At 62.7% G+C, this 18,551-nt stretch carries 15 protein-coding genes; 7 read left to right on the top strand and 8 right to left on the bottom strand.

Translation table 11 applies throughout. The features are described 5' to 3' along the window. The first annotated feature begins 90 nt into the window (after positions 1 to 90). Both ABIA96_RS07135 and ABIA96_RS07140 read left to right on the top strand, forming a co-directional pair. Positions 91 to 1,320, top strand: coding sequence for an ABC transporter substrate-binding protein (locus tag ABIA96_RS07135; RefSeq protein WP_354136310.1), 1,230 nt, complete (start codon positions 91 to 93; stop codon positions 1,318 to 1,320). A gap of 178 nt (positions 1,321 to 1,498) precedes the next feature. Next, positions 1,499 to 2,725, top strand: coding sequence for an ABC transporter substrate-binding protein (locus tag ABIA96_RS07140; RefSeq protein ID WP_354136311.1), 1,227 nt, complete (start codon positions 1,499 to 1,501; stop codon positions 2,723 to 2,725). A 56-nt stretch (positions 2,726 to 2,781) separates the two neighbouring features. Here the strand turns inward: ABIA96_RS07140 and ABIA96_RS07145 are convergent, their stop codons facing one another. Continuing rightward, the gene (locus ABIA96_RS07145) at positions 2,782 to 3,207 is read right to left on the bottom strand and encodes a DUF1330 domain-containing protein (protein ID WP_354136312.1); all 426 of its coding nucleotides are present in this window, start codon (positions 3,205 to 3,207) and stop codon (positions 2,782 to 2,784) included. Positions 3,208 to 3,376: 169 nt separating this feature from the next. Between ABIA96_RS07145 and ABIA96_RS07150 the strand changes: the two genes are divergently transcribed. Continuing rightward, entirely contained in the window at positions 3,377 to 5,593 is a 2,217-nt protein-coding gene (locus ABIA96_RS07150) for a transglycosylase domain-containing protein (protein ID WP_354136313.1), read from the top strand. A 181-nt stretch (positions 5,594 to 5,774) separates the two neighbouring features. Here the strand turns inward: ABIA96_RS07150 and ABIA96_RS07155 are convergent, their stop codons facing one another. The 4 genes from ABIA96_RS07155 to ABIA96_RS07170 form a co-directional block, all read right to left on the bottom strand. Then, on the bottom strand, positions 5,775 to 6,614 hold the full coding sequence (locus tag ABIA96_RS07155; protein WP_354136314.1) for a M48 family metallopeptidase: 840 nt from the start codon (positions 6,612 to 6,614) through the stop codon (positions 5,775 to 5,777). A gap of 217 nt (positions 6,615 to 6,831) precedes the next feature. Further along, positions 6,832 to 8,160 (bottom strand): polyhydroxyalkanoate depolymerase, encoded by a 1,329-nt coding sequence (locus tag ABIA96_RS07160; protein WP_354136315.1) that lies wholly within the window; start codon positions 8,158 to 8,160, stop codon positions 6,832 to 6,834. 121 nt (positions 8,161 to 8,281) lie between these two features. Beyond that, positions 8,282 to 9,100, bottom strand: coding sequence for an ABC transporter permease (locus tag ABIA96_RS07165; RefSeq protein WP_354136316.1), 819 nt, complete (start codon positions 9,098 to 9,100; stop codon positions 8,282 to 8,284). A gap of 136 nt (positions 9,101 to 9,236) precedes the next feature. Continuing rightward, entirely contained in the window at positions 9,237 to 10,040 is an 804-nt protein-coding gene (locus ABIA96_RS07170) for an ABC transporter ATP-binding protein (RefSeq protein WP_354136317.1), read from the bottom strand. 111 nt (positions 10,041 to 10,151) lie between these two features. On the opposite strand from ABIA96_RS07170, the gene ABIA96_RS07175 reads away from it, so the two are divergent. After that, the gene (locus ABIA96_RS07175) at positions 10,152 to 11,462 is read left to right on the top strand and encodes an ActS/PrrB/RegB family redox-sensitive histidine kinase (RefSeq protein ID WP_354136318.1); all 1,311 of its coding nucleotides are present in this window, start codon (positions 10,152 to 10,154) and stop codon (positions 11,460 to 11,462) included. Positions 11,463 to 11,565: 103 nt separating this feature from the next. Continuing rightward, positions 11,566 to 12,120, top strand: a complete 555-nt coding sequence (locus ABIA96_RS07180; RefSeq protein ID WP_354136319.1) for an ActR/PrrA/RegA family redox response regulator transcription factor — start codon at positions 11,566 to 11,568, stop codon at positions 12,118 to 12,120. Between the two features lie 259 nt (positions 12,121 to 12,379). Here the strand turns inward: ABIA96_RS07180 and ABIA96_RS07185 are convergent, their stop codons facing one another. Next, positions 12,380 to 12,871: an MmcB family DNA repair protein gene (locus tag ABIA96_RS07185; protein ID WP_354136320.1), complete on the bottom strand. Its 492-nt coding sequence runs from the start codon at positions 12,869 to 12,871 to the stop codon at positions 12,380 to 12,382. 145 nt (positions 12,872 to 13,016) lie between these two features. Here ABIA96_RS07185 and ABIA96_RS07190 point away from each other — a divergent pair, with 145 nt between their 5' ends. Continuing rightward, on the top strand, positions 13,017 to 14,717 hold the full coding sequence (locus ABIA96_RS07190) for an alpha-amylase family protein (RefSeq protein WP_354136321.1): 1,701 nt from the start codon (positions 13,017 to 13,019) through the stop codon (positions 14,715 to 14,717). A 135-nt stretch (positions 14,718 to 14,852) separates the two neighbouring features. Here ABIA96_RS07190 and ABIA96_RS07195 read toward each other — a convergent pair whose 3' ends face one another. After that, positions 14,853 to 16,454 carry an alpha-amylase family glycosyl hydrolase gene (locus ABIA96_RS07195; RefSeq protein ID WP_354136322.1) on the bottom strand — a complete coding sequence of 534 codons (1,602 nt, stop codon included), beginning with the start codon at positions 16,452 to 16,454 and terminating at the stop codon, positions 14,853 to 14,855. Between the two features lie 171 nt (positions 16,455 to 16,625). Here ABIA96_RS07195 and ABIA96_RS07200 point away from each other — a divergent pair, with 171 nt between their 5' ends. Further along, positions 16,626 to 17,306 (top strand): MBL fold metallo-hydrolase, encoded by a 681-nt coding sequence (locus tag ABIA96_RS07200; protein WP_354136323.1) that lies wholly within the window; start codon positions 16,626 to 16,628, stop codon positions 17,304 to 17,306. Between the two features lie 12 nt (positions 17,307 to 17,318). Here ABIA96_RS07200 and ABIA96_RS07205 read toward each other — a convergent pair whose 3' ends face one another. After that, entirely contained in the window at positions 17,319 to 18,482 is a 1,164-nt protein-coding gene (locus tag ABIA96_RS07205; RefSeq protein ID WP_354136324.1) for an extracellular catalytic domain type 1 short-chain-length polyhydroxyalkanoate depolymerase, read from the bottom strand. Positions 18,483 to 18,551 lie beyond the last annotated feature (69 nt).

Below are 18,551 nucleotides of genomic sequence, written 5' to 3' on the forward strand. Positions count from 1 at the left end.
CTCCACAATCTTCGGCAGCGATGGCGACCGTTGCAATCAACGGGAAAAAGACCGTCGACCAGAAAATTCCATCAGGAGGAACAACCCAACATGAGCAATCGCAGAGCCTTCATTGCTGCCACGGTGGCGCTCGCCTTCGCGTTCTCCGCCAACCAAGCCCTCGCACAGAAGAAAAAATACGACACCGGTGCGAGCGACACCGAGATCAAGATCGGCCAGACCGTGCCGTTCTCCGGCCCCTATTCCGTCTACGCCAATATCGGCAAGACGCAGGCCGCCTACTTCAAGATGATCAACGACCAGGGCGGCATCAACGGCCGCAAGATCAATCTGATCCAGTATGACGATGCCTATTCGCCGCCGAAGACCGTCGAGCAGGTTCGCAAGCTCGTCGAAGGCGACGAAGTGCTCTTCACCTTCCAGATCATCGGCACGGCCGCCAACGCCGCCGTGCAGAAATATCTCAACGGCAAGAAGATCCCGCAGCTCCTCGCCTCGACTGGTGCAGCGCGCTTCAACGATCCGCAGAACTACCCCTGGACCATTGCCTACAATCCCAACTACATCTCCGAGGGACGAATCTACGCCAAGTACATTCTCAAGGAGCATCCGAACGCCAAGATCGGCGTGCTGTACCAGAACGACGACATGGGCCGCGACTATCTTGCCGGCCTGAAGAGCGGCCTTGGCGACAAGGCCGCCGGCATGATCGTCGGCGAGGTCTCCTACGAAGTGACCGATCCGACGGTGGACTCGCAGGTGGTCAAGCTGAAATCGACGGGCGCCGATCTTTTCTACGATGCCTCGACGCCGAAGTTCGCGGCACAGGCCATCAAGAAGGTCGCCGAGCTCGGCTGGACGCCGGTACACATTCTCGACATCAATGCCAGCCCGATCTCAGCGACGCTGAAGCCGGCCGGCCTCGACATCTCCAAGGGTATCATCTCGACCCAGTACGGCAAGGAGCCCGGCGATCCCCAGTGGAAGGACGATCCCGGTGTGAAGGCGTTCTTCGCTTTCATGGACAAGTATTTCCCCGAAGGCGACAAGCTCAACACCGTCAACACCTATGGCTATTCGGTTGCCGAACTCCTGGTCCAAGTTCTGAAGCAATGCGGCGATGACCTGTCGCGAGAGAACGTGATGAAGCAGGTCGCCAACATCAAAGACTTCACTCCGAGCTTCGCGCTGCCCGGCATCAAGATCAACACCGGGCCGAACGATTACCGCGTCAACAAGCAGATGCAGATGATGAAGTTCAACGGCGAGCGCTGGGAGCTGTTCGGGCCGATCATTGAGGATAATGGCCCGGCGGGTTAACCTTAGAACCGATCTCGTAGGGTGGGTTACGCTGTCGCAACCCACCCTACGAACTGCGCGTCTCCGCCCACCTTGCGTTGCAGCAAGGGTTCCTCCACACTCGCGGCCAGCGATGGCGTCGGGTGCGCAGCAGTGCGTCGGGCAGACCATCTGCAATAACACATCGAGGAAATTGCGAATGAGGAATGGAATTTTGCATCTGGCCACGGCAACGGCGCTGACCTTCGCGCTGTCAGTCTCTGCGGCCAATGCCCAGAAGAAATATGATCCTGGCGCCAGCGACACCGAGATCAAGGTCGGACAGACCATGCCGTTTTCGGGACCGGCGTCGGCCTATTCGTCGATCGGCAAGACCCAGGCTGCCTATTTCAAGATGATCAACGACCAGGGCGGCGTCAACGGCCGCAAGATCAATCTGATCCAGTATGACGACGCCTATTCGCCGCCGAAAGCCGTGGAGCAGATCCGCAAGCTCGTCGAGAGCGACGAGGTGCTCCTGACCTTCCAGATCATCGGCACGCCCGTGAACGCGGCCGTCCAGAAATATCTCAACTCCAAGAAGGTGCCGCAGCTGTTCGCGGCAACCGGCGCCTCGAGGTTCACGGACCCGAAGAACTTCCCGTGGACCATGGGCTACAACCCGAACTATTTCGTCGAAGGTCGAATCTACGGCCAGTACATTCTGAAGGAGCATCCGAACGCGAAGATCGGCGTGCTCTATCAGAACGACGATCTCGGCAAGGACTATCTGAACGGCATGAAGGCCGGCCTCGGCGACAAGGCCGCCAAGATGATCGTGACAGAAGCGTCCTACGAGGTGTCCGATCCCACAGTCGACTCGCAGATCCTCAAGATCAAGGATGCCGGCGCAGACTTGTTCTTCAGCGCGACGACGCCGAAGCAGGCCGCGCAGGCAATCAAGAAGATCGCCGAGATGGGCTGGCATCCGGTGCAGATCGTCGACATCAACGCCACCTCGGTCGGCGCGGTGCTGAAGCCGGCAGGCCTTGATGCCGCCAAGGGCCTGATCAGCGTCAACTACGGCAAGGAGCCGCTGGATCCGACCTGGAAGGACGACGCCGGTCTGAAGAAGTATTTCGACTTCATGGCCAAGTACTATCCGGATGGCGACAAGGACTCGAACTTCAACACCTATGGATATGGCACCGCCCAGCTCCTGGTCTATGTGCTGAAGCAGTGCGGCGACAACCTGACGCGCGAGAACGTCATGAAGCAGGCGGCTTCTTTGAAGGACTTTACGAGCGACGTCGCGCTGCCGGGCATCAAGGCCAACACCTCGGCGACCGACTACCGCGTCAACAAGCAGCTTCAGATGATGAAGTTCAACGGCGAGCGCTGGGAGCTGTTCGGCCCGATCCTGGAGGACGCGGGTCCGGCGGGTTAGTGGTTGAGATCTGAAATGCAATCGGCGGCCCAAGGGCCGCCGATTTTTTTGGAGGCCTACTTCGGTATCTCCCCAAAGTTCTTCCCCACTGGCAGCACCGCGTGCCGGATCAGGCGCGAATCCTCCACCGCGGCCTGGCGGTGCTTGACGGCTTCGCGATAGACGGGATCGCGGATCATCTCGACGAAGGCGGCGACGCTTGGGTATTCGGCGATGAAGCAGTGATCCCAGCGCTCCTCTTGCGGGCCGATCAACATCAATTCGAACCTGCCCTGCCAGACGATGCGGCCGCCGAGGCGCTCGAACACGGGGCCGCTTTCGCGACCATAGGCCGCATAGGCTTCCGCGCCGCTTGCCTTGCGGCCGTCGGGATAGGCCGCGTCCTTGCGCAGTCGCACCAGATTGAGCATGTGGATCGGACCGGGGCGGTCGTTATCCCGGAATTGCGCAAAGATGTCCTTGGTCGGATCGATGTGGCCCATGCGTGGGGTTCCCTCTTGTCTGTGGCCACGATCCTAGCTCTGCCTTCCCATGAGCGGAACTGCGGCGGGCGAATGCCGCACCTCCTAATCGCGCGTTAACGACCGGGTAACCGGGCCTTAAACAGCGACCGCTAGCGTGCGGCGGGGCGGGGTGACCGGGCGTTTGCGTATGGGGTCGGGAAAGAAAAAGGGTGGGCGGAAGGAGCCGTTGTTCGGCTTGCCCGCGGCGCTCGCCGATCTGCGCCTGACCGCGGCTGATCGCATTCCCGGCGGCGGCGACAAGCCGAAAAAGTCCTCCACCAAGCGCAAGACCGATTCGTCCGACGACGAGCCGCCGCGCGAGCGCAAGACGCCGGCCAGCCGCAGCGGCGCCAAGCGCCGGTCGAAATCAAGTATAAGCGCCGGCCTCGGCCGCCTCGTCTATTGGGGCGCCGTGCTGAGCCTGTGGGGCGTGATCGCCATCGTTGGCGTCGTGATCTGGGTTGGCGCCCATCTGCCGCCGATCCAGTCGCTGGAGATTCCAAAGCGGCCGCCGACGATCCAGATCGTCGGCATGGACGGCAGCCTGCTGGCGCAGCGCGGCGAGATGGCCGGCGCCAACGTCTCGCTGAAAGACCTGCCGCCCTATCTGCCCAAGGCCTTCATCGCCATCGAAGACCGCCGCTTCTTTTCGCATTTCGGCATCGACCCCATCGGCATTCTGCGCGCGCTCGTCACCAACGTGCTCCATCGCGGCGTGTCGCAGGGCGGCTCGACGCTGACGCAGCAGCTCGCGAAAAACCTGTTCCTGACGCAGGAGCGCACCATGCAGCGCAAGCTGCAGGAGGCGGAGCTCGCGATCTGGCTGGAGCGCAAGCATACCAAGAGCGAGATCCTGGAACTCTATCTCAACCGCGTCTATTTCGGCTCCGGCGCCTACGGCGTCGAGGCCGCCGCGCAAAGATATTTCGGTAAGCCGGCCAAGAACGTGACGATCGCCGAAGCCGCGATGCTGGCCGGCCTGGTCAAATCGCCCTCGCGCCTGGCGCCGAACCGCAATCCGGAAGGTGCGGAAGCGCGCGCGAAGATCGTGCTTGCAGCGATGGCGGACGCCAAATTCATCACCGAAGCGCAGGCGCAGGCTTCGATCGGCCATCCCTCCTACAACGTGAAGCCGGTGGGCGCCGGCACCGTGAACTACGTCGCCGACTGGATCGGCGAGGTGCTGGACGATCTCGTCGGCCAGATCGACGACAGCATCAAGGTCGAGACCACGATCGATCCAAAGCTCCAGGCCGTGGCGGAGGCCGCCATCATCGACGAGCTTGCGGCCAAGAGCGTGAAGTTCAATGTCAGCCAGGGAGCGCTGGTGGCGATGACGCCCGACGGCGCGGTGCGTGCCATGGTCGGCGGGCGGAACTATTCCGACAGCCAGTACAACCGCGCGGTCACGGCGAAGCGCCAGCCGGGCTCATCCTTCAAGCCGTTCGTCTATCTGACGGCGATGGAACAAGGGCTGACGCCCGACACCATCCGCCAGGACGCGCCGATCGAGGTCAAGGGCTGGAAGCCCGAGAACTACACGCACGAGTATTTCGGCGCGGTGACGCTGACGCATGCGCTGGCGATGTCGCTCAACACCGTTGCCATCCGCCTCGGCCTCGAGGTCGGGCCGAAGAACGTGGTACGGACTGCGCATCGGCTCGGCATCTCCTCCAAACTCGAGCCCAACGCCTCGATCGCGCTCGGCACCTCGGAAGTCTCTGTGGTCGAGATGGTCGGGGCCTATGCGGCGTTCGCCAATGGCGGCTTCGCGGCCGTGCCGCATGTTGTGACCCGGATCAGGACGCTCGACGGCAAGCTGCTCTACATGCGGCCTGCCGACGAGCATAGCCAGGTGATCGAGCCGCGTTACGTGGGCATGATGAACACGATGATGCGGGAGACGCTGATCTCCGGCACAGCGAAGAAGGCCGAGATCCCGGGCTGGCAGGCGGCCGGCAAGACCGGCACCAGCCAGGATTATCGCGACGCCTGGTTCATCGGCTACACCGCCAACCTCGTCACCGGCGTCTGGCTCGGCAATGACGACAACTCGCCGACCAAGAAGGCGACCGGCGGCGGCCTGCCGGTCGAAGTCTGGACCCGCTTCATGCGCACCGCGCACGAGGGCGTGCCGGTGGCGGCCTTGCCGAACCTGCAAAGCAATTGGGGGCCGGCGAACCTCGTGCAGATCTCATCGCAGGTGTCGCCACCGACACAGGTGGCAGCGCCTGGACCTGCGCCGGTCAGCAATGGCGGCTATCGTGCCCCGCCGCCGACGCGCGCCAATGTCAATGCGCGGCCGGAAGCCGCGGCAGGGCTCGATGGCTGGCTGATGGACCGGCTGTTTGGCGGAAACCGGTAGCTTCGATCTGAGGTCGCGGGTGACCTCAATTCAAAAACGCCAGAACAACCCCATGCACAGTAGCCGGCGTGTAGCGGCATGAGGGGCGCTCGATGGGTCGAAAGCCCTGATGTGATGGAGCAAAATGCGATCGCCCGCACAAGGCGGGCGATGACGGCGTCAAATGCAACAACAGCGCGCCCTAATCCTCGACCCCATACCGGTGCAGATCATTGCCACAGGTGTCGAGCCACTTCTTGGCGCGCTCCATCGACGGGCAGATCTTGCCGCAGACGCGCCAGAAGCGGGCCGAGTGGTTCATCTCGACGAGATGGGCGACCTCGTGCGCGGCGAGATAGTCGAGCACGTAAGGTGGCGCGAGGATCAGGCGCCAGGAGAACGACAGCGAGCCGGCCGAGGTGCAGGAGCCCCAGCGGCTGGACTGATCGCGGATCGAGAGCCGCTTCACCTTGACGCCGAGCTCGGCCGCATGAATCTCCGCCGAGCGCTGCAGATCCTTGCGCGCTTCGCGCTTGAGGAAGTCGCTGACGCGGCGATCGGCATGTTCGAGCCCGCCGGCGACGCAGAGAATGCGCTCACCGCTGTCACGAATTTCGGTCCACACCGTGCCGCGCGCGATGGCGCGATGTACGATGCGGTGAGGAACGCCGCGGAGCGGTATCACTGTGCCAGGCTGGAACGGTGCAGCCTTGGGCAAACGGCCGAGACGTGCCGCAATCCATGCGCCATGACGCTGCGCGAAGTCCTTGGCTTCGGCGAGCGTGCCGCGCGGCGGGATCGTGAGGATGGCTTCACGGTCGCTCGGATGAATTCTGAGCGTGTAACGGCGCGCTCGACGATGCCTGCGCAGCCGAATCGCAAAGAATTGCGACCCATGGGCGATCAAAACGGTCTTCGGTTCGTGGGGCCGCCGATAGAGGAGTGCGCGTGTGGCCATGTCTGTCAGTCCGGGGAGCAAGAGTTCGCCCGGATTCTGCCATAACCGCCGCCAGGGAAAGCGCTCGGCGCAAAAACAAATCATTTGCCCAATATACAGGGGTCTGGCGTCCGGGAGACCCTACAGACTGGGGTTGGAACCCGGTTTTTTCGCCCCCGTAGGATGCATGTGACACCCCCAAGGGGTGAGGGAGGACTCACTCCTATAAAGCTACCTAAATACCTCGAATCTGACGGGAACCTAACCCTCCCGAAGCCTCCCACGGGGTCGGAATTTTCGACGGGAAAGCCGAAAAACGCAGTTATTCGGCCGCGGCCGCCTGTGCTGTGTTCGGATTCGTAGCCGAGACCATGAAATCATGGATACGCGGCACGATTTCCGACTTGAAGCGCGAGCCGTTGAACACACCGTAATGTCCAACGCCCTTCTGGACGTAATGAACGCGGCGATGATCCGGAATCGAGCTGCACAATCCGTGCGTCGCTTCGGTCTGACCGAGACCCGAGATGTCGTCGTTCTCACCTTCGACCGTCATCAACGCAACACGCGTGACCTTGGACGGATCGACGCGAGTTCCACGATGCATCATCTCGCCCTTCGGCAGCGAATGCTTCACGAACACGGTGTCGACTGTCTGCAGATAATACTCGGCCGAGAGGTCCATCACCGCGAGATACTCGTCATAGAAGTCGCGATGCTTGTCGACGAGGTCACCGTCACCCTTCACCAGATTGGCGAAGAGCTGCTTGTGGGCGTCCATGTGCCGATCGAGATTCATGCTGATGAAGCCGTTCAGCTGCAGGAAGCCCGGATAGACGTCGCGCATCATGCCCGGATGCGGGAACGGCACCTTGCTGATCACGGTGCTGCGGAACCAGTCGATGCCGCGCTCCTGGGCGAGCTGGTTCACCGCGGTCGGATTGCGGCGGGTGTCGATCGGGCCGCCCATCAGCGTCATTGACGTCGGCACGAAAGGGTCGCGCCGCGCTTCCATGATCGAGACGGCGGCGACGACGGGCACGGAAGGCTGGCACACCGCCAGCACGTGCGTGTTGCCGCCGAGCACATGCAGCATCTCGATGACGTAATCGATGTAATCGTCGAGATCGAAGCGGCCTTCGCTCAAGGGCACCATGCGGGCGTCGGCCCAATCGGTGATGTAGACTTCATGCGCAGGCAGGAAGGCCTCGACGGTGCCACGCAGCAGCGTCGCGTAATGGCCGGACATCGGCGCCACGATCAACACGCGCGGCTGCGGGCTGCGCAGCGGACGGGCGAACTTGCGATCGAAATGGAGCAGCTTGCAGAATGGTCTTTCCCAGACCGAGCGGACCTCGACAGGGACACGGATGCCGTTGACATCGGTGTCGTCGAGGCCCCATTCCGGCTTGCCGTAGCGGCGCGTGGTGCGCTCGAACAATTCGCAGGCCGCAGCCACCGACTTGCCGACTTCGGTGCGCGCCCAGGGATTCAGCGGATTCTGAAACAGCAGCTTGGTCGCGTCGGTGATGGCGCGTGCCGGATTGAGGGAGGCCTGAGCCATCTCGTACATCCAGTACATCGGCGTTGTCAGGACCGGACTGCCTTCTGCAGCCAGGGGCGGCGCGCCGCCAAACTCACCAATCGGCATGATCAAATTCCTCTTCGCATCGCAGCATACTGCCGAATGCGTAATATTGCGTCAATGCATGGTTCCGTACATCTACGTGGCGGGCGCGGTTAAATCAGCCTGAATCCACGGGAAAGTGACGTTATTCGCCGCCCGACAGCAGCGAGCCGTGTTTTCGGGCGCTGCGCAAAAGAGCGAGGAATGCCCAAAAGGAAGCAACCAGAAGCACTGCGTTGATGGCCAACGCCTGCAGCATCAAATCGGTCCGGAAGGTGTTCTCGATCAGCAGCGCGCGCATCCCCTCGAACACGTAGGTCGGAGGCAACGACCATGCGACATATTGCAGCCAACCCGGCAGGACACTGACCGGATAATAGATGCAGGCAAGCGGCATGATGCCGAACATCAACGTCCAGACGATGCTCTCGGCGCCAAGGCCGTTCCGCAAGACCAGACCCGAGACGAAGATGCCGACCGACCAGCTGGTGAAGATCAGGTTGCAGAAGAAGGCGATCAGCGGCAGGCCGAGGCTGTAGACATTGAAGTGGAAGAAGATCAGCGCGAGCAGCGTCATCGGAATGACGCCGATCGTCAGCCGGATCAGGCTCATCACCATCAGCGAGAGCAGAAACTCGATCGGCTTCAGGGGACTCATCATGAGGTTGCCGAGGTTGCGCGCCCACATCTCCTCCAGGAAAGAGATGGAGAAGCCCAGCTGGCCGCGAAACAGGATGTCCCAGAGGATGACGGCGCCGATCAGCGTGCCGCCGGCGCGCGCGAAGAAATTGGCATTTTGGGCGATGTAATGCTGGAGGAAGCCCCAGGTGATGATTTGCAGCGCCGGCCAGTACAACAGCTCGAGCAGCCGCGGCCAGGACGACATCAGCAGATACCAGTAGCGCAGGATCATCGCGCCGATGCGTTGGGCGGAGATGCCGCGGTGGAGAGAAAGCTTGCTCATCGTGGTACCGAGTAGCCCGGATGGAGCCGGTAGCCCGGATGGAGCGAAGCGCAATCCGGGGCCGCGGCGCCCGGATGGATTGGCCCCGGATTTCGCTTCGCTCCATCCGGGCTACGACCCAAAGATAGAAACTCGCTCATCGCGCCCCCTCATTCGCACCGTTCGTCCGCCCGCGCGCGACGTCCAGAAACACCTCCTCCAGCGTGGTGCGGTTGTAGCGGGCCATGATGGCGTCGGGCGTGTCGTCGTCCTCGACGCGGCCGCGCTTCATGATGATGACCCGGTCGCAGAGCCGCTCGACCTCGAGCATGTTGTGCGAGGCCAGCAGGATGGTGGCGTTGTGTTCCTTGCGGTACCGCTCCAGATGCGCCCGCACCCAGTCGGCGGTATCAGGATCGAGCGAGGCGGTCGGCTCGTCGAGCAGCAACAGCTCCGGCTGGTTGATCAGCGCTTTCGCGAGCGCGACGCGGGTCTTCTGTCCGGCGGAGAGCTTGCCGTTGGCGCGGTCAATGAACTCGTTGAGTTCGAGATCGTCGGCCAGCTTGGCGATACGGTCGGCGAGGTGCCTGACCGCATAGAGTTTGCCGAAAATGGTGAGGTTCTGCCGCACCGTGAGCCGCATCGGCATGTCGACATAGGGGCTCTCGAAATTCATCCGCCCCAGCACGGCGGCGCTGTCCTCCGGCATCCGGTGCCCGAGCACACGGACGCGGCCGGAGGTCGGCAGCACCAGCCCCATGATCATCGCGATGGTGGTGGTCTTGCCGGCGCCGTTGCCGCCGAGCAGCCCTGTGATGCTGCCGCGGGGCAGCGTGAAGGAGATGCCGTCCACCGCGCGGGTCTGCTTGTAGACCTTGACGAGGCGATCGACCTCGATGGCCGTGGACAAAATGCCATCCGCGACAGTCGGCCGACTTGCAGCATTGGCGTTCTCGGTCATGCTAGAGGCGTTCTTCCGCCATTGCGCTGGTAAGCGCAAGGCTTGTAAGCAGACCGAATGTGTGGGCCAGCGTGTTTGTGATCGGACACGCGCACCGCTAGATTGGCCGAAATGACCGAGACTGCCGCTTCCGACTTCCGCCCCTCGCAACGACACATCCGCCTGGACACCATCCTGCGGCTGCGCTGGCTCGCGGTGCTGGGCCAGCTCGCCGCGATCTTCATCGTGGCGCAGGGGTTCGAGTTCGACGTCGAGATCGTCCCCTGCGTTAGCATCATCGCGTTGTCAGCGGCGCTCAATCTGGCTCTGCAAACCGTCGCCAACCCGATGCAACGGCTTGAGCCGCTCCAGGCGGCCGGGCTGCTGGCGCTGAACATCGTGGAACTGGCGGGACTGCTGTTCTTCACCGGCGGATTGCAGAACCCGTTCTCGTTCCTGTTCCTCGCGCCTGTCTTGATTTCGGCCACCGCGCTGCCGGCCCGGCTGACATTCGCCCTCGGCCTTCTGGCGGTGGCCTGCGCTTCGATCCTGTTTTTCTTTCATCTGCCGCTGCCCTGGGACTCCGAGGATCCCGTGGTGCTGCCGCCGATCTATCTCGTCGGCGTATGGCTTTCGATCGTGCTCGCGATCGGCGTCACCAGCCTCTACTCGTTCCAGGTGACCGAGGAAGCGCGCAAGCTCGCCGACGCCTTGGCCGCGACCGAACTGGTGCTGACACGCGAGCAGCATCTGACCCAACTCGACGGATTGGCCGCCGCCGCCGCCCACGAACTCGGCACGCCGCTCGCAACCATCTTCCTGATCTCGCGCGAGCTCGAGAAGACGGTGACGGATCCGGTCTTCGCTGCCGACCTCAAGACCTTGCGTGAACAGACGCAGCGCTGCCGCGACATCTTGAGCAAGATCACCCAGCTCTCCTCCACCGGTGCGCCCTTCGACCGCATGAAACTGTCCGAGCTGATCGAAGAGGTGGTGGCGCCACACCGCGACTTCGGTGTCGACATCAAGGTCCGGATCGCGGTAGCCGCCGCGACCGAACCTGTCGGATCGCGCAATCCGGCGGTGCTCTACGGCGTCGGCAACATCATCGAGAATGCCGTCGATTTCGCGCGCACCGCCGTAGAAGTGAATGCGTGGTGGAATAATGAGACGATCGAGATCGTGATTTCCGACGACGGCCCCGGCATTCCCCCCGATCTCATGAACCGGATCGGCGAGCCCTATTTGTCGCGGCGGCGCACCCAGGATGCAGGCGGCGGCCTCGGGCTCGGCGTGTTCATCGCGCGCACGCTGCTCGAACGCACCGGCGCCAAGGTCTCGTTTACCAATCGGCCCTTTCCGGAACACGGTGCAGTGGTACAGATCGCGTGGCCGCGCGAACGTTTTGAGACTATCGAGAGCCTAGAAGAAACAATAGGATAGGCCGCGACCTTGCGTCGCATGTAAGGCCCGATCGACTGTTGGCGGCCTTGGCACCGCCTGATTGCGACGCCATATGTAGATGTGCTGAAGAGAGGACAAAGCCTTGAACGCCATCGCCGAAATGAACGAACAGAGCGACCGCTCGCTTCTCATCGTGGAGGACGACAAGCCGTTCCTGGAGCGCCTGTCGCGCGCCATGGAAACACGGGGCTTCGCGGTGACGTCGTGTGACACGGTCTCGGACGGTCTTGCGCAGATCGGCAAGTCCGCGCCCGCTTTCGCCGTGGTCGATCTCAGGCTCGGCGACGGCAACGGTCTCGACGTCGTTTCCGCGCTGAAGAAGAAGCGTCCCGAAGCCCGCGCAATCGTGCTGACCGGCTATGGCAACATCGCTACCGCCGTCACCGCGGTGAAGATGGGCGCGATCGATTATCTCTCGAAGCCTGCGGATGCCGACGACGTCGTCGCGGCGCTGCTCTCGACCAGCTCGGACAAGTCCGAGTTGCCGGCGAACCCGATGTCCGCCGACCGCGTGCGCTGGGAGCACATCCAGCGCATCTACGAAATGTGCAACCGCAACGTCTCGGAGACGGCGCGGAGGCTGAACATGCACCGGCGTACGCTGCAGCGGATTTTGGCGAAGCGCGCGCCAAGGTAGATTTCCGCAACCAATAATCTATCACCGTCACCCTGAGGTGGCCGCGAAGCGGCCCTCGAAGGGCGACGGCCCGGCTGCATCTCGGCCCTGCATCCTTCGAGGCTCGCTGCGCGAGCACCTCAGGATGACGGGAGTATAGGTCTCGTAGGGTGGCAAAGGCGCAAAGCGCCGTGCCCACCATCTCTGCATTAATCTTGATTGGCTTGAATGGTGGGCACGCTGCGCTTTGCCCACCCTACGACACCTTTGTTTGCGGCGCTCATTCCCAGAAATCCGCATGCCCCTGCGGATCGACCAGCCGGTTGATCCGCAGCGCGGCCGCCATTCCGAACCGCACCGTCATCTGCTTGCGGGTCGTTGCTGCGATCTTGTGCTCGGGCGCTTCGCACTGCATGTGCGCGCCATAGGCGTCCGCGATGATCAGGCCGGTATCTTGCGGAAATATCTCGCACGGCAGGTCCTGCGTGAAGGCGAAGAACAGCCGATCGCAATGGGCGCGGTATTCGTGCCATTTCTGGTCGGCGCGCAGATCCTCCACCGACGATTTGATCTCGACGATCCAGATCTCGCCGCGCTCGTTCAGCGCCACCAGGTCGGCGCGCCGGCCTGACGGCAGCGGCAATTCGCTGATGCAGGTAAAGCCGAGCGAGCGCAACAGCCGCGCCGTGCCGCGCGCGATCGCAAGCGCCGTCTCGGATTGACGACGGTCCGGCGGCGGTACGAAGGCGATGTTGCGGGCGGGGTTCTCCATGCGGACAGATTAGCCGATTCCTGTGGGCGGGGACACTGCCCGACGGAGCCGAACCGCGGCGTCACACTCGCGGGAACCTCCCCTCCCCCACGCACTTATCACGCAGCCGCCGCACCTCGGCGGGAGCATCGAGGGCTGCCCCGCTATGATCGACGATCTCTGGTACAAGAACGCCGTCATCTATTGCCTCTCCGTCGGCACCTATATGGACGCTAACGGCGACGGTGTCGGCGACTTCAAGGGCCTGTTGCGCCGGCTGGATTATCTGCATGGCCTCGGCATCACCACGATCTGGCTGATGCCGTTCCAGACTTCGCCGGGCCGCGACGACGGCTACGACATCGCCGATTATTACAGCGTCGATTCCCGCTACGGCACGCTCGGCGATTTCGTCGAGTTCACCCATGGCTGCAAGCAGCGCGGCATCCGCGTCATCATCGACCTCGTGGTGAACCACACCTCCGACCAGCATCCCTGGTTCAAGGAGGCGCGGCGCGACAAGAACTCGCCCTATCGCGACTGGTATGTCTGGTCGGACAAGAAGCCTGCCAACGCCAACAAGGGCATGGTGTTTCCCGGCGTGCAGAAATCGACCTGGACGCGCGACAAGGAAGCCGGCGCGTATTACTTCCACCGCTTCTACGATTTCCAGCCCGATCTCAACACGTCGAACCCGCACGTGCAGGCGGAGATCCTGAAGATCATGGGGTTCTGGATCCAGCTCGGCGTCTCAGGCTTTCGCATGGACGCCGTGCCCTTCATCATCGCCACCAAGGGCGCGAAGGTGAAGAGGCCAATAGAGCAATACGACATGCTGCGGACCTTCCGCGAATTCCTGCAATGGCGTGAGGGCGACGCCATCATTCTGGCCGAAGCCAATGTGCTGCCGGACACCGACATGGAATATTTCGGTGAGGACGCCGACCGCATGCATATGATGTTCAATTTTCACGTGAACCAGCATCTGTTCTATGCGCTGGCGTCGAGCGACTCGCGACCTCTGGCGAAGGCACTGAAAGCAACAAAGCCGCGGCCGGCTTCGGCGCAATGGGGCCTGTTCCTGCGCAATCATGACGAGCTCGATCTGGGACGCCTGACCAAGGCGCAGCGCGACACCGTGTTCAAAAGCTTTGGTCCCGACAAGGACATGCAGCTCTACAACCGCGGCATCAGGCGCCGGCTTGCGCCGATGCTGGGGGGCGACCGCCGGCGGCTCGAGCTCGCTTACAGCCTGATGTGCACGCTGCCGGGAACGCCTGTGATCCGCTACGGCGACGAGATCGCGATGGGCGACGATCTCTCGCTGCCGGAACGCAATTGCGCGCGCACGCCGATGCAATGGTCGACCGAGCCGCATGGCGGCTTCACCAAGAGCAACAAGCCGGCAAACCCTGTCATCGACAAGGGACCTTACGGCTACGAGCACGTCAACGTCGCCAAACAGCGGCGCGATCCCAATTCGATGCTGAACTGGACCGAGCGCATCGTCCGCATGCGCAAGGAGGTGCCCGAGATCGGCTGGGGCGACTTTGCGATCATCCCGACACGCGATCCCGCTGTGTTCATCATGCGCTATGACTGGCGCAACAACTCCGTGCTGTTCGTGCATAATCTCGACGAGAAGCCGCGCGAGATCGCGTTTGCGGCGGGCCTGCCCGGCGATGCCGGCGAGCACCTGATCAATCTGCTCGCGGAGGATCACAGCCACGCAGACAAGCGCGGCCAGCACCGCATCGTGCTGGAGCCCTATGGCTATCGCTGGTACCGCGTCGGCGGGCTGGATTATTTGTTGAAGCGGAGTGATATCGACAAGACTACGGTGCGGGGGAAGAGGCATCCCGGATAATGTCGCGATGTCGTCGTTTCCACAGTTGTCATTGCGAGCGCAGCGAAGCAATCCAGAGTCTTTCCGCGGTGGCAGTCTGGATTGCTTCGCTGCGCTCGCAATGACGGGGCGAGAGTGTCGGCCATTTCGCGGCAGCTACGATGGCGGTAGGACGATCACACCCTCATTCCCCCGCAAATCCAGCACGCCTTCCAGCCGCTCGCCCTCGCGATCCAGAAACGTCGACAGCAGGATCTCACTGCCGAAGCGAATAGAGCTCGTCGTCACCGCAATCGGCTCAGGGCCGAGATTGAGCACGACGATGACCGCCCTGCCCTCGACCTCGCGGCGATAGACGAGCAAATCGCCTTGCGCGGCGATCGGATGATAGTCGCCGGCGAACAGCGGCGGTGAACTCTTCCGCAACGCGATCAGGCGCTTGTACAGACTGAGAATCGAGCGCGTATCGGCATCGAGATTAACGACGTTCTCGCGGGTATGATCCTCCGGCAGCGGCAACCACGGCCTCGCCTCCGAAAAGCCGGAGAAGTTGGACGAATCCCATTGCATCGGCGTGCGGCAACCGTCGCGGCCGACGCCGATGCCGGGCACGTTCTTCTCGAAGGGATCGCGGACATCCGCAGGGGAGATGGCGAGCTGGTGCATGCCGATCTCATCGCCGTAGTAAAGGGTCGGCGTGCCGCGCAAGGTCAACAGCAGCATGGCAGCGACACGGGCCTGCTCCGGCCCGACCCGGCTGGCGACGCGCGGACGATCGTGATTGCCGAGCACCCAGTTCGGCCACGCGCCCTTCGGCAACGCTTTCTCGTAGTCCTCGATGATCTTCTCGATCGAGCGCGCGCTCCAGAAGGTCGAGAGCAGCGCGAAATTGAACGGCATCTGCGCGCCGGTAAGGTCGTTGCCGTAATAGGCCATCAGCCGGTGCAGCGGCAGATAGACCTCGCCGATCAGCACGCGCGCTGAATAGGCATCGGTGACGCGCCGCATCTCGGCGATGACGTCAAACACCTCCGGCTGATCGGTGGAGTACCGGGTCAGAATGTTCTCATTCGGCGGCCGGCCCTCGACGTAATGCGGATTCGGCGGATTGTCGCGAAATTCGGCATCCTTGATCAGGTGCCAGATCACGTCGACGCGAAAGCCGTCGACACCCTTCTCCAGCCAGAACCGCATCACGTCGTAAATCGCAGTGCGAACGTCCGGATTGCGCCAGTTGAGGTCGGGCTGCTCGGCGAGGAAGGCGTGATAGTAGTATTGCCCCGTCGCCGCGTCGACTTGCCATGCGCTGCCGCCGAACTCGGACAGCCAGTTGTTCGGCACGCCGCCGTCCGCGCCTGGATCGCGCCAGATGTACCAGTCGCGCTTGGGGTTGTCGCGCGAGGAGCGGCTTTCGATGAACCAGGGATGCTGGTCGGACGTGTGGTTCGGAACGAGGTCGAGGATCAGCTTCAGACCATTGTCATGCGCGGCCGCGAGCAGCGCATCGAAATCCGCCATCGTGCCGAACAGGGGATCGACGCCGGTATAGTCCGAGATGTCATAGCCGAAATCGGCCATCGGCGACGGGAAGATCGGCGACAGCCAGATCGCATCGACGCCGAGCGATTTCACATAAGGCAGCCGCCGCAAAATGCCGGCGAGATCGCCGACGCCGTCATCATTGCTGTCCTGAAAGGAGCGCGGATAGATCTGATAGAAGATGCCGTCGCGCCACCAGTTCTCGCCGCTTTGAGCCATGTCGGAAAACCCACCCGGAAATCTGCCTGCGCGATAGAACGCGGCAGCAACGCCCCGGTTCAAACAGCCACGCGAATTGGGACGGCTGTGTGACGGCGGACGCGACTGTTCCCCGTCCGCGCCACGACTATTTTGCTTGGCGGCGCAGCAAAAATCGGCATTGTGAGGCCCATGACTGAGCAAAATAACACCCAGGAATCCTCGCAGGCCAAGGCCGGCGCGATCATCGTCCCCGTGACGCTGTTCGAGCAGAACTGCACCATCATCTGGGACGAGCTTTCCAAGAAAGCCGTGGTGATCGATCCCGGCGGGGACGTGCCGAAGATCCTCGAGGCGATCAAGCAGACCGGCGTGACGGTCGAGAAGATCTGGCTGACCCACGGCCATATCGACCATGTCGGCGGCGCAGCGGAATTGCGCGATGCGCTGAGCGTGCCGATCGAGGGCCCGCATGTCGCCGACAAATATCTGCTCGACAATGTGGTCGAGAGCGGCGCGCGCTTCGGCATGAAGGAGGTGCGCAATTTCGAACCGGACCGCTGGCTCGACGAGGGCGACGCCGTCTCGATCGGCGGCCTGACCTTCGACGTCTTTCACTGCCCCGGCCACTCACCGGGCAGCGTGGTGTTCTTCAACAAGGATTTGCGGTTTGCCCATGTCGGCGACGTCCTGTTCGCGGGCTCGGTCGGGCGCACCGATTTGCCCGGCGGCAATCACGCCACGCTGATCAATTCGATCATGACCAAGCTGCTGCCGCTCGGCGATGATGTCGGCTTCATCTGCGGCCACGGCGCGGGCTCGAGCATCGGCCAGGAGCGGATGACCAATCCGTTCATCACCGGCGAGATGTAGGGGCGCAGCGAATTACTTCATCAATCCCGCGGCCGTCAGCGCACGCGTGATGACCGCGCCGAGATCGAAGCCGCTGGCCATCTCCCGCTTCGGCTCGGCCGACTCATCGGCCACCGCCGCGCGGATCGAGCGGGCGAGATGCGGTGCCGGCGAAAGTGCCGGCTTCGAGTCCGCCGGCTTTTTCACCGCGTCCTGAATCCATCCGGTCAGGCCGAAGAACTTTGCGATATGATACGACGATGAAATGCCGGCCTCGATCAGGAACGCGCCTTCGACGCCATAGCGCTGGTCGTTGTCGGCAATCCCCAGCGGCGTACCGTGCGCCATGCCGGTGATGGCGTAGGATTCCACCAGGGTCTCGCCGTCCCTGTTCCACCAGGCCTGGCGCGGATAGCCGTCGACATTGGTCTCGGCCATCGGCGCCGTCGGCAAATCGTGCAAATCGAGCCACTGCTTGACGATCTCGTTGGCATTGCCGGGATTGACGGTGCGGTCGGCGCTGCCGTGCCACACCGACACCTTCGGCCACGGCCCGCGATGGTTCGACGCCCGCCGCACGAAATCACCAAGCTCACGCTCGGGCCGCGCCGGCGAATGGAACATACCGTCCAGCGCCTCGCGCAAGTTCGAGGCAATGCCGTAAGGAAGGCCTGCGATCACCGCGCCGGCCGCGAACACTTCCGGATAAGTCGCGAGCATCACCGAGGTCATGCCGCCGCCGGCGGAGAGGCCGGTAATGAAGACGCGCCGGGGATCGATGCGATGTGCCTGAACCATATGCGCGATCATCTCGCGGATCGAACGCGCCTCGCCGCTGTCACGCGCGGTGTCTTCCGCATTGAACCAGTTGAAGCAGGTGTTGCCGTTGTTGAGGCGCTGCTGCTCGGGCATCACCAGCGCGAAGCCGTAGTGACGCGCGAGCGTCGACCAGCCCGCGCCAAGGTCGTAAGCCGCCGCGGTCTGGCCGCAGCCATGCAGCACGACGACGAGCGCGCGCGGCTTCTGCAATTGCGCCGGCACGAACGCCAACATGCGAAGATTGCCGGGATTGTCACCGAAGCCTGTGACTTCCGCGAGCGGACTTGAGGCGTCGGCGCTCGCGCCAAAGTCGGGCAAGCGCAGACCATCCATCTTCGGCAGATGTTTCAAGAGATCGAGATTACGGGCTAGCGACACGGCAAATTCCTGGTGGGCGACGTTCAACGTTTACCCAGACCAGATAGTTGCTGCAGTGCAAAATGAAAA

Origin of the sequence: Bradyrhizobium sp. LB11.1, from assembly GCF_040549385.1 — a bacterium.
Classification (GTDB): Bacteria; Pseudomonadota; Alphaproteobacteria; order Rhizobiales; family Xanthobacteraceae; genus Bradyrhizobium.